11 protein-coding genes are annotated in these 13,665 nt (G+C 72.9%); 3 read left to right on the top strand and 8 right to left on the bottom strand.

Going from position 1 to position 13,665, the window contains the following annotated elements:
- Positions 1–73: 73 nt before the first annotated feature.
- The gene (locus QMZ92_RS23515; protein WP_283299412.1) at positions 74–595 is read right to left on the bottom strand and encodes a GNAT family N-acetyltransferase; all 522 of its coding nucleotides are present in this window, start codon (positions 593–595) and stop codon (positions 74–76) included.
- Between the two features lie 626 nt (positions 596–1,221).
- Between QMZ92_RS23515 and gdhA the strand changes: the two genes are divergently transcribed.
- Both gdhA and QMZ92_RS23505 read left to right on the top strand, forming a co-directional pair.
- A complete protein-coding gene (gene gdhA, locus QMZ92_RS23510; protein ID WP_283299410.1) occupies positions 1,222–2,583 on the top strand; it encodes an NADP-specific glutamate dehydrogenase in 1,362 nt (453 codons plus the stop codon).
- A gap of 345 nt (positions 2,584–2,928) precedes the next feature.
- Complete coding sequence (locus QMZ92_RS23505) at positions 2,929–3,969, top strand: serpin family protein (RefSeq protein ID WP_349307752.1); 1,041 nt, start codon at positions 2,929–2,931, stop codon at positions 3,967–3,969.
- Positions 3,970–4,187: 218 nt separating this feature from the next.
- On the opposite strand, the gene QMZ92_RS23500 is transcribed toward QMZ92_RS23505, so the two are convergent.
- From QMZ92_RS23500 to QMZ92_RS23480, 5 genes are all read right to left on the bottom strand, one after another.
- Positions 4,188–4,448 carry a hypothetical protein gene (locus tag QMZ92_RS23500; RefSeq protein ID WP_283299406.1) on the bottom strand — a complete coding sequence of 87 codons (261 nt, stop codon included), beginning with the start codon at positions 4,446–4,448 and terminating at the stop codon, positions 4,188–4,190.
- A gap of 139 nt (positions 4,449–4,587) precedes the next feature.
- Positions 4,588–8,514, bottom strand: coding sequence for a polymorphic toxin-type HINT domain-containing protein (locus QMZ92_RS23495; protein WP_283299405.1), 3,927 nt, complete (start codon positions 8,512–8,514; stop codon positions 4,588–4,590).
- A gap of 334 nt (positions 8,515–8,848) precedes the next feature.
- Positions 8,849–9,175, bottom strand: coding sequence for an antibiotic biosynthesis monooxygenase family protein (locus QMZ92_RS23490; RefSeq protein ID WP_283299404.1), 327 nt, complete (start codon positions 9,173–9,175; stop codon positions 8,849–8,851).
- Positions 9,176–9,277: 102 nt separating this feature from the next.
- The gene (locus QMZ92_RS23485) at positions 9,278–9,946 is read right to left on the bottom strand and encodes an O-methyltransferase (protein ID WP_283299403.1); all 669 of its coding nucleotides are present in this window, start codon (positions 9,944–9,946) and stop codon (positions 9,278–9,280) included.
- A 283-nt stretch (positions 9,947–10,229) separates the two neighbouring features.
- Positions 10,230–11,384, bottom strand: a complete 1,155-nt coding sequence (locus tag QMZ92_RS23480) for a serine hydrolase domain-containing protein (protein WP_283299401.1) — start codon at positions 11,382–11,384, stop codon at positions 10,230–10,232.
- A 136-nt stretch (positions 11,385–11,520) separates the two neighbouring features.
- Between QMZ92_RS23480 and QMZ92_RS36085 the strand changes: the two genes are divergently transcribed.
- Positions 11,521–11,658, top strand: coding sequence for a DUF397 domain-containing protein (locus QMZ92_RS36085; protein ID WP_349307753.1), 138 nt, complete (start codon positions 11,521–11,523; stop codon positions 11,656–11,658).
- Between the two features lie 158 nt (positions 11,659–11,816).
- Here the strand turns inward: QMZ92_RS36085 and QMZ92_RS23475 are convergent, their stop codons facing one another.
- Together QMZ92_RS23475 and QMZ92_RS23470 are read right to left on the bottom strand one after the other, a co-directional pair.
- Complete coding sequence (locus QMZ92_RS23475) at positions 11,817–13,355, bottom strand: trypsin-like serine protease (RefSeq protein ID WP_283299400.1); 1,539 nt, start codon at positions 13,353–13,355, stop codon at positions 11,817–11,819.
- A 30-nt stretch (positions 13,356–13,385) separates the two neighbouring features.
- The coding region (locus QMZ92_RS23470) for a hypothetical protein (RefSeq protein ID WP_283299399.1) at positions 13,386–13,665 on the bottom strand (280 nt) is incomplete at its 5' end.

The following is a 13,665-nucleotide window of genomic DNA, read 5'->3' as shown; positions in this document are numbered from 1 at the left end:
CCGCGTCCCCTGCTCCGTGACGGCGGTTCCGCGCCGCTGCGCCGCGCCGTCCGTTCCGTGACGGCGGACCGGATCAGGCTGCCGCATCCCCTTCCCGGGGTACGGGTTTCCCGGCCGTCAGCTCCTTGCCGTACCAGATCTCCATGTACGGCCCCTCGCAGTACGCGGGGATCTCCCGGTAGCCGTGTCGTGCGTAGAGGGTGCGGGCCCCGACCAGGTCCAGCCGGGTGTTGAGCACCATCCGCCGCGCCCCGAGCCGCCGGGCCGCCTCCTCCAGGGCCGTGAGCAGGGCCGCGCCGCCTCCCGTGCCGCGGAACGCCGGGCGCACGAACACCCGGGTCAGCTCGGCCCGTTCGGCGTCCAGCAGCAGCACCCCGCCGCAGGCCGCCGCCTCGCCGTGGTGACGTCCGACGACAAACCCGCCGGTGGGGGCGCAGAGCCGGGCCACGCCGTCGTCCGCGAGGCCCTCGTCGATCTCCGCGTCCGTGGCGGGCCGCCCCCAGTGACTGCCGGCCACATCGGCGTAGTAGTCGCGCCGCAGGGCCGTGGCGTCAGGGCTGTCGAAGTGCTCGGGAAGCATGGTCCATCGCGTCATACCGACGTCTGTACCCGACCGCCCGTCCGCATCGCGAACGGTTTTGGAGCTCCCGGCGATCGGTGGCGCCCGGCCCCGGGCCGTGCGGCACCAGCCCTCCGGTGCCGCCTTCCGGTGCCGCCTTCCGGCGCCGGTCGCCGGCGGGCACCGGGCGGCGCTCGGTCGGCTGTCGCCGGCTTGTTTCCCGGCCCGCGGCGTCGAGAGGCTTGTGCGCCCGGCCGGGTCCGGGAGCACGGCCCGACGCACGTGCCTGGCGGAGGGCGCGAAATCGAGCGGCACCATGATCGACGATATCGGGCCCCGCTTCCGTATCTGTACCCATGGCCGACACACGTCCTCCGACCGGCTGGCACGACACCGGTCCGCGCCCGGAACGGGCCGGTAGGTGTCCCCGGTCGCCGCACGTGGCGGGCCGGTGCGTGTCCCCGGTCGCCCCACGTGGCGGGCCGGTGCGTGTCCGCCGTCCGCGCCCGGAATCAGCCGGTACGTGTCCCCGGTCCCCTCCGCGCCGTTGACCGTCTGCGCCGCACGGCCGGGAAGCACACAGGACCAGCGACCCGGCCCGCGCGGCGCACCCTCACGGCACCGCACAGCACCAGTCCCGCCGACGAGAAGGATCCCGATCGATGCCCTCCATCTCCTCCAGCGCCACCGTCTCCCTCGACGACCTCGAAGCGGACATCCGGCACCGCAACCCCGGCGAGCCCGAGTTCCACCAGGCCGTCCACGAAGTGCTGGAGACACTGGGGCCCGTGCTCGACAGCCGGCCCGAACTCCGCGAGGCCAGGATGATCGAGCGCATGGCGGAGCCGGAACGGCAGCTCATCTTCCGGGTGCCCTGGCAGGACGACCGCGGCGAGATCCACGTCAACCGCGGCTTCCGGGTGGAGTTCAACAGCGCCCTCGGCCCCTACAAGGGCGGCCTGCGCTTCCACCCGTCCGTCAACCTGGGGATCGTGAAGTTCCTCGCCTTCGAGCAGATCTTCAAGAACGCGCTGACCGGCCTGGGCATCGGCGCCGGCAAGGGCGGCAGCGACTTCGACCCGCGAGGCCGCTCCGACGCCGAAGTGATGCGCTTCTGCCAGTCGTTCATGACCGAACTGCACCGGCACCTCGGTGAGCACACCGACGTGCCCGCCGGCGACATCGGTGTCGGTGGCCGGGAGATCGGCTTCCTCTTCGGCCAGTACCGGCGCATCACCAACCGCTGGGAGGCGGGCGTGCTGACCGGCAAGGGCACCGCTTGGGGCGGTTCCCACGTCCGCCCCGAGGCCACCGGCTACGGCAACGTGCTCTTCACCGCCGAGATGCTGAAGGTGCGCGGGGAGCAGCTCGCCGGCCAGCAGGTCAGCGTCTCCGGTTCCGGAAACGTGGCCCTCTACACCGTGGAGAAGGCACAGGAGCTGGGGGCGCACGTCCGCACCGTCTCCGACTCTGCCGGGTACGTCGTCGACGACAAGGGCATCGACCTGCCCCTCCTCAAGCACATCAAGGAGGCCGAGCGCGGCCGGGTGAGCGACTACGCGATCCGCCGCGGCGCGTCCGCGCGGTACGTGCCCGGCGGCAGTGTCTGGGAGGTGCCCACCGATGTGGCACTCCCGTCCGCCACGCAGAACGAACTGACCGCCGACGACGCGGCGGCCCTCGTGCGCAACGGCGTCAAGGCCGTGTCCGAGGGGGCGAACATGCCCACCACCCCCGCGGCGGTGCGCGTCCTCCGCGACGCCGGAGTCGCCTTCGGCCCGGGGAAGGCGGCGAACGCGGGCGGCGTGGCCACCAGCGCGCTCGAGATGCGGCAGAACGCGGCCCGGGACAACTGGTCGGCGCCCCGTGTGGAGGAGGAACTGGCCCAGGTCATGCGCGCCATCCACGACACGGCGTACGAGACGGCGGCCCGCTACGGCAGGCCCGGCGACTACGTGGCGGGGGCGAACATCGCCGGCTTCGAACAGGTCGCGGACGCCATGCTCGCCCAGGGCCTCATCTGAGGCAACCCGGCCGGCCGTGCCGGGCGCCCGTTCACCATGGGGGGTCCGGCCGGCCGTGCCGGGCGCGCCCGTTCCGCGTTCGCCGGGTCCCGGCGGCCGTGCCGGATGCGCCCGTTCCCCGTCCGACGACGCCGGCCGCCCGCGCCCGCGCAGGGCCTCGTCCGGCACGGCCGGTCGGGCTCCTGGCACACTGCACCCGGAAGCGGAAGAAGCGGGTGACGGGGGGCGGTTGCGGTGGACGACACGGCGAGTACGGAACGAGCGGGTGCGACACCCGGCCCACCGCTCCGGCCGGGCCCGTACCCCGGACACGCGAGAGCCGTCCAGGCCGTCGGGGAACGGTGGTTGCGGCAGTTCGGCGGGCGGGGCGACTTCGTCTGCTCGCCCGCCGGGCTGTGGCTCGCGCTCGGTGCCGTGGCGGCGGGCGCGCGCGGCGGCACCGCCGAGGAGCTGCGTGCGCTGCTCGGCGCGGCCGGTGGCGATGCGGCCACGGCCGTCACCTCCGCGGCCCGGGAGCTCGCCGGCACGGACGCGCTGGCCGTCGCCACCCGGGTATGGAGCAAGGTCCCGGTGTACCGGGCCTACCGCGAGGCGCTCCCCGGCATCGGATTCGCCCATCTCGGCGACGGCCGGGACGACATCGACGACTGGGTGAAGCAGGCGACCGGCGGGCAGATCGACAGGCTGCCGGTCCCCATACCGCCCGACACGCTCCTGGCCCTGGTCAACGCCCTCGCGCTGAAGGCCCGTTGGCAGACGCCCTTCCAAGGCCACGCGACCCGGCACGCGCCGTTCACGGACGCCTCGGGGACGGTCCACCGGGTGCCGACGATGCACCGGCGGCTGGCCCCCGGCGACGCGTGGACCACGGGCCCGGCCCAGGTTGCCCAGCTGCGCTGCGAGGGCGCGGCGGGCGCGGTGGTCCGGCTCGTCCTCGGCGCGCCGGGCGCGGGCCCCGCCGACGTGCTGCCCGCGGCGTGGGCGCCGCGCGAGGCGTGCGCACCCGTCGAGGCGGAGGCCGTCGCCCTCGCAGTGCCCCGTCTCGCCCTGCGGACGACGACGGACGTCACGCCCCAACTGCCCGCGCTGGGCGTCCGGCAGGCGACCTCGTCGCTCGCCGACTTCTCCGGACTGTCGCCCGAGCGACTGGCGATCTCGATGGTCGTCCAGGAGGCCGTCCTCAAGATCGCGGAACTCGGTGTGGAGGCGGCGGCCGTGACGGCGGTCCTCTCCCGCGCGGGCGGCGTGCCGCGTCCCGACCGGACCCTCCGGCTCGCCTACGACCGGCCCTTCGGCGTCGTCGTCCTCGACGTCTCCGGCCGGCTCCCCCTCTTCGCCGCCTGGCAGTCGACCGCCCCGGCGGGCGACCCGGCACCGGGGGAGTGAGGACCGCGGCGGCTTCCCGTCCCGGCCCGCTCCGGCCGACGGAGCCGGGCAGCCGCGCCTGATGCGCCGTGCGCCCGCGACAGGGTCCCCGGCGGAACATCACGCCAAGGGGGGCTCCCCGGCACCCCTCGGCTCGCGCAGGGAGGAAGTCGGCCCCGCCCGTCAGGTGCGTCGGGGGCCCGCCGGCGAACCGGCGGACCCCTCGTGGAGCAGGAAAATCAGCTGTGCAGACTCCAGATGACGTCGACGGACTCGGACGGATCGTCGGGCCCGATGACGTTCGTGCCGCCCAGGAGAGCGGACACCTTCAGGCACTGCACGTAGCCCGCACCGCTCCTGGACCGGAGACCGAGGACGAGCCGCTCCGACCTCAAGCGGGCGGGCACCCCGGACATCTCGAAGATGTGCCCACTCTTCGCTTCGTCGAGCGTGTGGAGCTCCAGGGCTTCGTAGCGGGTGACCAGTTGTATGGCTTCCACCCCTTCGAAGAGGAGGTCCAGACGTTCCGGGTTCGAGGGGTCCGGAGCCGAACGGAGCAGCAGCTGTGAGTGGCCGACTCCGTATCGCCAGACCCTGAACCTCCGTGCGGAGGCGAAAACCACGGAGGGGTCGGCATCGTCACTTCTTGAACGGATTGTCAACCTTCTTTCCTCCCTTGTACCAGGTGATCCTGGCCCATGCGTCGGGAGACCGGCTGATCTGGTGCAGCTCCCAGTCCGTGAGGCCTTCGAAGTCGTTGGCGGGGTCGACCGACTTCCCCCGCGCCGCGGCTTCCACCGGGTCGTCGATGCCGTCCAGGTTGAAGGAGATGCGTGCCGTCGAGTCCTTGGCCAGGAAGTCCTTCACGTGGTTGTACCACTGCTTGCCGTCGGGCCAGTGCTTGTACATGTCGGCACCGTGCTCCATCGCGAACTCCTCGAGGGAGAACGGATTGTCCGGGGTCTCCGTCCGGCCGAGTGCGACGTGCTTGCATCCGGCGTTGTGCACGAGAACCGGCGTACTGCCTGCGAGTACGTAGTACGTGTGCAGGTCGTCGACCGTGAGGTTGTACGTCCTGGCCTGTCGGGAGTAGGCGCGGTTCGCCGTCACGGCCACGGTGGTGCCGTCACTGCTCAGCAGGGTCGTGCCGGGGCGCAGGTCGGCGGCCCTGACCCACTGCTTCTTCGAAGGGCTCCAGAACGGGTGCTCGAAGGTGGCGGTGAGCTTCGCGGCCCCCTGCCCGGTCCTGATCGTCAGCGTGTTGAAGTGCTTGTCGTGCTCGGTGACGATCAGCCGCGTGACCTTGCGCGGGCCCGACTTCCCGGAGACCGGGTCGGTCGCGAGGACCTTCTCCCCGAGACGGATCCGCTCGATGTTCCGCTTCCCGCCGTCCGCCATGAGCACCTTTGTGCCGGCGAGGAAGCAGGTCTCGCAGACGATGATCCGCTCGACCGCGCGGAGGGTCTCGTACGTGCCCTTGAGCAGGCGCAGCTTGCTGGAGATGGTGACGTCGCGCATCAACTCCGCGCAGGCCCACAGGTCGTAGTCGATGCACTCCTCGAGCTGGTCGAGGCCGATGATGGCCTTGCCCAGCTCGAACATCGCCTCCGCGTAGGGCGCCAGCTTCTTCGACATGGCGAGCGAGAGACAGAAGGGGTCGCTCGGGGGCTTCTTGTCGCAGTGGAACGGATCGTTCTCCGGAGGACAGTCCAGCAGTCCGCAGCGCTGCATGCGCTGGAAACCGGTCTCGTTCTGCTGCCGCCTCAGTTCGGTGCGCTGCTGTTCCGCCTCGGCCTTGAGCTTGGCCGCGGCGGTCGAGAACGCGCTCTTGCTGGCCTCCAGGGCCGCCGCGGCGTCCTTGCCCGCGGCCGTGGCCGACGCGCGGGCCTTGTCTGCCTCGGCCCATGCGGTGGCGGCGGAGGCGTGCGCCATCTCGGAGGAGAGGGTCGCGTCAGCGGCCGAAGCGGCCGCCTCGGTCGCCGAACGCTGTGCCGAGGCGGCGGCGTCCCGCGCGGTCTTCGCCGACGCGGCGGCCTGTGCGGCCGACGCCTCCGCCGCGTCGGCCGACTTGTCGGCGTCCGCGGCGTGGTTCTTCGCCGACTGCGCCGAGGCCTTCGCGGCATCGGCGTACCGCTTGGCATCCTCCGCGGCCTTGCGTGCCAGCGCGGCGACCCGGTTGGCCTCCGCAGCCTCCTGCTGGGCGAGGGCCGCCGTCCTGGCCGACTCCGCGATCAGCTTCCGGACCTGCGCGACATGGGTGGCCGTCAGCATGTCCTTGCGCTGGGCGGTGTACTGCCCGGACTGGATGAACTCGTGCAGCAGGTCGGGCGGGCCCTCGAGGGCGATCCGCGCCCCCGACTCGACCTCGTCGCCTCCCACGGAGATCAGCTGTGCGGCGCGGACCCGCTCGTCCTGGCTCCGGGCCGTGTACTGGCCCTCGCCGAGGAACTCGCGGAACGCCTCCAGGGTGTTCTCGGCGAGAGCGGCCCGCCCGGCCTCCCGCAGGACCGGACCGCCGCCGGAGATGATCTGTGCCGTGCGAATGCGGTAGTCCTGGCGTCCCGCCTGGTACTGACCCGAAGCGAGGAACGCGGACACCGTGGCCGCATCGCCCTTGAGGGCCTCGTCCGCGGCGTCGCGGACCGCCTGCAGCGGGCTGTCGGTGGAGAGCAGGGCGACCCGGTCACGGGCGTCCTGCTCCGCGGCCTCCTTCCACCTGGTACGGACGTAGTCGAGAACGTACTCGTCGGCGCCGGCGACCGCGGCCTGTGCCGCGGCCCGGCTCCACGGGCCGCCGTCCTGCATCGTGAGCACGGCGAGCCTGCGGCCCTTGCCGACCACCGACTGCGTGTCGGCGTCCGGCAGGCCTGCCTCGGCCGCCAGGCGCTGCGCCTCGGCCGCGCGCTCCTGCGCCTTCTTCGCGACCTCGGACTGCTCCGCCTTGCTGGCCTGCCGGCGCTCCTTGAGGTCGCGGGCCCGCTCGATCCCCGCGTTGGTGCGGGCGAGGATCTCCGCCGCCTCGACCTCGCGTGCGATCGCGAAGGTGGCCCTGGCCTTCTCCACGTATCGGGAGGCCTCGTCGGCGGCCTGCTGGGCAGCCTTGGCGTGGGCCGTGGACTTGGCCGCGGCGGTGGCGGCCTGCCCGGCGTTCTCGGCCGCCTCGCGAGCGGCCTTCGCGGCCTCCCGGGCGTGCTTGGCAGCCGATGTCGCGGCTGCCCTCGACTCGCCCGCCGCCTTGGCCGCCTTCCGGGCCAGCGCCACGGCGGCATTGGCGGCGCGGGAAGCCTCGTTGGCGTGACGGCGCGCCTGCGCCGCCGCGGCACGGGCCTGGGCGGCGCGTGCGTCGCTCTGGTTCGCGTAGCTGCCGGCCTGGACGGCCGCGTCGGCGGCAGCGGCGGAGTTGAGACCCGCTCCAGCGGCGGCGAGCGCGGCATCACCGGCGGCGTTCGCGGCGATCTCGGCCTGCGCGGCCGCGGCAGCGCCGTCCTCGGCTCCCTTGGCGGCCGCGTCGGCGTCGTCGGCGGCCTTGCGCGCCGCGGCGGCGTTTCCGGCGTCGGTGGCTGCCGCTGCTGCGGCGCCGCGGGCCCGGGACGCGGCCCGAGCCGCACCCGCCGCCGCGGCCGCTGCCTGGGCGGCGGCGTTCGCGGCCACCCGTGCGGAGTTGTTGGCGGCGCGGGCCGAGTCGATGGCCTTCTGGGCGGCAGCCGCGGCCTGCCCGGCGGCGGTTGCCGCCCGGGCCGCCGCTCCGGCGGCCTTGTTGGCGTCGTTCTTGGTCTTCTCCGCCTCGTCGGCGGCCCTCAGGGCGGCCTCCTTGGCGAGCTTCGAGGCCTCGACGGCACGCTTCGAGGTCTCCTTGGCGGCAGCCGTCTCGGCCGCCGCCTGGCGCCCTGCCTCCTTGGCCAGCGCGGCGAGCTGCGCGACCGTCAGGTACTCCTGGTCACGTGACCGGGCCACGTGCTGGCCGATCTCCAGGAACTCCCGGATGTCGGCAGGCGTCCCCTTCAGCGCGAGCTGACCGGCCGCGCGCACCGCGGGGCCTCCCGTGCTGAGGATCCGGGCCACCTGGACCCGCTCGTCCTGCTCGCGCTGCGTGTACTGCCCCTCGGTCAGGAACTTCCTGACGTCCTCGGGGGTGCCGTTGAGCGCCGCGCGTCCGGCCTCGACCACACCGGGGCCGCCACTGTCCATGATCTGGGCGACGCGAACACGTTCGTCCTGCTCCAGCGGCACCCGCCAGCCGAAGTCGAGGAAGGTGCGAAGAGCCTCGGGGGAGCCGCTCAGCGCCTTCCGGGCGGCTTCGATCGTGTTCCCGCCACCCACGCTCGCCACTTGGGCCGCCGCTACGCGGTCGTCCTGGAGCGAGGTCGTGCTCAGTTCCGTCAGGAACCGCTGTACATCCTGGTCGTTGCCCGCCAATGCCACTTCAGCGGCGGCCTTGACCCCCGGACCGCCGATCTTCCAGAAGCGCAGCACGCGCATCCGGTCTGTCGTGACGGCCTGTACGGTGCTGGTCGTTCCGGTGTCCGCGGCGGAGGCCCGCACGGGCGCCGGACCGATGAGTCCCACGGTGAACGCGACCGACAACAGGCCTGTGAGCAGCCCGCGTCTCGCCCGCCCGGCTCTCCCCGTCCCCCGTCTGAAACGTATGTGGATTTGCTGCAAGAGAAAGCTCACCCCCTGAACTGGGAGCCGGTCAACTCCCAGGTGCCGACTGCCGGCTTGGTGAGCCTATCCGCCTGATCACGAGGTGCGAACGTGTGTGTGACCGACGGAACGTGATGGTGCGTCACCGTGTTCACCATCTGCTCCGGCGCCCACGGAACCCGCCGGTCGCGTCGTCAGGGCCGGCCGCGAGGACCGGCCCTGGACGGCCGCGGTGGGCCGGGCTGCCGGTGTTCGTTCAGCCCTGCTTCGGCTCGGCCTGCTGGACCACCTCGAAGGACCACAGGGTCGAGCCCGTCGCGGCAGGCTTCGGGCGTTCGCCCCCGCCGCCCTCGCCGCGGTGGGCCGCCTGCATGGGGCCGGACATCCAGTTCTGGAAGTCCTCCTCGCTGCGCCAGCGGGTGTAGACGAGGTAGTCGTCGGTGCCCTCCAGCGGGCGGAGCAGTTCGAACCACTCGAAGCCGTCCGAGGACTCCACGGCCCCCGCACGAGCGGCGAACCGCTTCTCCAGGGCCTCGCGCTGTTCGGCCGGGACGGTCAGCACATTGATCTTCACGACACTCATGGGGTGCAGGATAGAGCGGGCACGGGCCGCCCGGCGTCCCGACCCGGCGGAGGTGGCGCACCGTGCGCCCGCCGCCCCCGCCGGGCGTGGCCCTGCCGGGGCTCAGCCCGTGACGCGGGCCAGCAGGAGGCCGTCGTACCCGCGCGCACCCACCGTCTGGACGGCGGTCGCCGTGAGCCGCGGGTGCTCGGAGACGACCTCGAACATCCGGCGGGTGCCCACGATCGCCGGGTCCTCGCTCGTCGCGTCGAGGACCGAGCCGCCGCGTACGACATTGTCGACGACGATGACGCTGCCCGGGCGGGACAGCTTCACCGCCCACTCCACGTAGTGGGGGTTGTTGGCCTTGTCGGCGTCGATGAAGAAGAAGTCGAACGGGGCGGTGCCCTCGGCCTCCAGCGCGGCGAGGCTGTCGAGCGCGGGACCGACCCGTACCTCGACGTTCTTGTCGAGCGCCGCGCGGGCGAGGTTGGCGCGGGCCACGTCCGCGTGCGCTGCGCTGTACTCGAGCGAGACGAGCTGTCCGTCGGCGGGCAGTGCCCGGCCGAGCCAGATGGTGCTGTAACCCCCGAGCGTGCCGATCTCGAGGATCCTGGTCGCGCCCTGGGTGAGGGCCAGCAGGTGCAGCAGCTTGCCCTGGATGGGCGCGACTGCGATCTGTGGCAGGCCGGCCGCGTCGCTCGCGGCCACGGCGGACCTCAGGGCGTCGTCCTCGGGAACCAGCAGGTCGGTCAAGTAGGCGTCCACGGCGTTCCATTGCTGTTCAGACATACGGGAAACGTATCCCAGGTCCGAACTCCCGGGCGGGATACGCGTTCCGGACCGGCCTCCACCGACCACGGCGTGGTCCCCGGCGGGATGCCACGGCTCCGCGGACGTCCCCTGCCGCAGGCCCCCTGACCCACAGCGACCGCGACCCGCGCGCCCGCACCACGCCCGGCGCCGCACGTCCGGGCGGGCCCGGGAAGACGCCGATGCGGCGCCTCCCCGGGTGGATCGTCGCGCTCAGCCAGCATCCCCCGACCGCGGCCGGCGCGCCATTCGGTCGTGACCGTCAGCAGGCGGCCGCGTACCGCCAGAAGTCCCTCATCAGCGGGGGCGGCGTCGGCCCGGTCATCGCCACCTGGCTGAACACGACGCTCACCGTGCCGGTGGCCGGGACGATGTGCGCGGCGGTGCCGGTGCCGCCGACCCAGCCGTAGCGGCCGGGCACGTTCCACGGCTGGATGGTCTCGATGTCGACCGCCCCGCCGAAGCCCCAGCTCTGGCCCTCCAGGAACAGATCGCTCGCCTCGCGCTGGGCCTCGGTCAGCCGGTCGCCGGTCATCCGCCGTACGGACTCGGGGGACAGCAGTCGGCGTCCCGCGAAAGTGCCTTCGGCGAGCAGCATCCGGCCGAAGGCACACCAGTCGTCGACCGTCGAGACCAGGCCGCCGGCGCCGGACGGGAACGCGGGCACGCTGCTCCACTGCCCGTGCGCGTCGGTGCCGTCGACGAGTACGAGCCCGCCGGGCTCGTCGGGCCGGTAGTGGCTGGTGAAGCGGTCCAGTTCGCTCGCCGGAACGGCGAATCCGGTGTCGGCCATCCCGAGCGGTTCGAACAAGCGCTCGGCCAGGAACTCGGGCAGCGGGCGCCCCGTGACCCGGGAGACCAGTACGCCCTGGATGTCGGAGCAGGTGTTGTACAGCCAAGTCTCGCCGGGCTGGTGCAGCAGCGGGATCCGGGCCAGTGCCGCCATCCAGGCGTCCGGCGCCGGAACGCTCTGCGGCTGCGGCGGTCCCTGCTTCAGCTCGCTGAACAGCGGGGCGAGCGCCGGCAGCGAGAAGTCGGACGGGAACCCGTATCCGGCGCAGGAGCTGAGCAGGTCGAACACGGTGACGGGCCTGGCCGCCGGGACGACGTCGTCGACGGGACCGGACGGCGTACGGACGACCACGGGCGCCGCCAGCTCCGGCAGCCACGGAGCGACCGCGTCGTCCAGCGCGAGCCGGCCCTCGTCGACCAGCAGCATCACCGCCGCGGCGACGAGCGGCTTGGTCACCGAAGCGATCCGGAAGATCGAATCCCTGGCCATCGGGGCGCTGCCGTCGACGTCGGCTGACCCGACGGCCGCCACCTCCACCCGGTCGCCGCGCGCCACCAGGCCCACGGCGCCCGGCACCGATCCGTCGTCGACGTGTCTCATGAGGGTCTCGCGCAGGCCGCTCATCGGTCCCCTTCCGCAGAAAAGCGTTCGGAGGTGGGACCACCGCCGCGGCCGGAACTCATCGCCGCTCCGCCGAGCAGACACGCGGCGCCGCCGCCTGGCGCAAGTCCGGCCGCAGCGGTGACACGGGCGGACCTGCATCGAGATCGCCGAAGCCCCCCGCCTCGTCGCCGTCCGCGGCTCCGAGGTCCCCGACGGCCCCCACCTCACCCTCACCCCGGCCGCCTTCACGGCCTTCGCCGAGGCGGCCGCGCGCGACGGGCCCGGCTCCGCCTGAAACGCGGGACCCCGGTGGCCGGGCGCCGCCGGGGTCCTCGATCGGTCAGTCGCTTCTCGTGGTCGTACGTGTCGGCGACGCGGGAGAAGTCCCCGCTGTGACCGCGACGTGCGACCGGCCGGCCGGCGTCGAAGAGGCCGCAGCAGGGACGTCGCAGGTCAGCTGATGGAGCGGATGGTGTCCCAGGAGCGGCTGCCGACCTTGGTGCTCGGGCCGTCGATCGGGCCGTGGATCGACGTCCCACCCTTGTAGAACCACAGGGTGCCGTCACCCGCGGTGGTCCACATGTCGGCGACGCCGTCGAGGTTGGCGTCGGAGGCGCCGGCGATCAGGGGCCGGTTGGTCACGGTGTACCCGTGCCCGTACTCGGTCCGCGAGCCGAACGTTCCGTTGGACCGCCCGAGGTAGTGGTACAGGACTCCGTCACGGGTGTCCCGGGCGAGCAGATCGACCCGGCCGTCCTTGTCGGCGTCGCCGGGCGCGGTCAGGGTCATGACGTTCCAACCGCTGGTGCCGATGAGGACGGGGGCGGCGACGGACGGGGCCGGGCCGCTGACGCCGTCGTACCGGTACAGCTTGTCGTTGTACGAGATGACGAGGTCGGGCTGTCCGTCACGGGTGACGTCGCCGACGCCGACGAGCTTGGAGGTGGTGGGCAGGCCGCTGCCGATCTTGATCGGAGCGGCGAGCGAGCCGTCGCCGCGGTTGGGGTAGACGCGCAGCTCCCCACCGACGATGGCGACGATGTCCTCCATGGCGTCCCCGGTCCAGTCACCGCGGTGCGTCACGGAGGCACCCGACCATCCACCGGACCCGATGAAGGTGGGCGAGCCGAGGGCGCCGGTGCCCGTACCGGGGTAGAGGCGCAGCTTGCCGAGGTTGTCGACCGCCACGAGGTCGGGCTTGTTGTCGCCCGTCATGTCGCCCGGAGCGGCGAACGCCGTGCTCGTGATCCACGCACGCACGTCGTCCACACGGGTCGCGACGGCTCCCGTACGGGTCTCCGTCGACGGTGTGCCGAGGCAGCCGCCCTGCCACGACCGGCTGGTGACGGCGACCAGTTCCGGGGTGCCGCCCGCTTGCCGCAGGACGGGGCCGCCGGCGTCTCCCTGGCAGATGGTCGCCTCACCCGTGGCGGTCAGAGCGACGTTCGCCGAGCTGTCGCCGACCGCGGTGAACGGCGCGGTGTGCAGCGTGTCAGGGACCCAGGTCGTCTTCGTACGGCCGAACCCGGCCGCCTGAACGCTTTCGCCTGCCGTCACCGGCGTGGCGGCCAGCGCGACCGGCTTCACACCGGCGACACCGGTCGCCAGCTTCACCATGACAAGGTCCCGGTCGGGGTGCGGGACGAGCGCGACCGCGTTCCGGGTGGCCCCGACCGTGGTCCGGGTCAGGTCGGTGCGGCCGATCGTGGCGACGGTCTTCTCGGCGGGCTTGCCAGCGGCGAGCTCGGTCAGGCCGCCGGTGAAGCAGGAGGCGGCGGTGACGACCCAGCGGGGGTTCACCAGCACACCGGAGCACGCACGCTTGGTGTCCTCGCTGTCACCGATCTCGATCTTCGCGGTGAACGCGTAGGCGTTGCCCGCGGCAGGGGTGCCGGCGACGGCGTGGACGGGCGTGGCGGAGAGGACACTGCCGGCCGTCAGGGCCGTGACGGTGCCCGCCACGACGGCGGCGCGGATGCGACTTGCAGACACGATGGAATCCTTCAGCACGTGGATCGGACGTCAGCCGGTGACGCGGAGTTCGACGAGGACGGACCGGGGTCCGCCGACGGTGCCTTCGCCGACGGATTCGAAGCCGTCTTCGGGGATGGTGACGGTGGTGGTCTCGCCGTTGGCGGTGAGGTCCGCGCTGACGGGGTGGTCGCCGGTGCCGATGGCGAACACGCGGGGGAGTTCGAGGGTGAGGTGGCCGCTGGTGGAGTTGGCCTCGAAGCAGTACATCTCGTCGCGTCCGGCGGCGGGGTCCTCGACGGTGAGGACCTGGATCTGGTTGGCGCTCTGG

Source organism: Streptomyces sp. HNM0645 (assembly GCF_030056615.1).
GTDB classification, from domain to species: Bacteria; Actinomycetota; Actinomycetes; order Streptomycetales; family Streptomycetaceae; genus Streptomyces; species Streptomyces marianii.
The sequence above is the reverse complement of the archived record's forward strand: the minus strand, read 5'-3'. Positions and strand labels throughout refer to the sequence as shown.

Bases quoted from the DNA above. Each gene is read 5' to 3' on its own strand.
- QMZ92_RS23485 (WP_283299403.1), bottom strand. From the start codon at position 9,946: ATGTCTGAACAGCAATGGAACGCCGTGGACGCCTACTTGACCGACCTG.
- QMZ92_RS23515 (WP_283299412.1), bottom strand. From the start codon at position 595: ATGACGCGATGGACCATGCTTCCCGAGCACTTCGACAGCCCTGACGCC.
- QMZ92_RS23490 (WP_283299404.1), bottom strand. From the start codon at position 9,175: ATGAGTGTCGTGAAGATCAATGTGCTGACCGTCCCGGCCGAACAGCGC.
- QMZ92_RS23480 (WP_283299401.1), bottom strand. From the start codon at position 11,384: ATGAGCGGCCTGCGCGAGACCCTCATGAGACACGTCGACGACGGATCG.
- gdhA (WP_283299410.1), top strand. From the start codon at position 1,222: ATGCCCTCCATCTCCTCCAGCGCCACCGTCTCCCTCGACGACCTCGAA.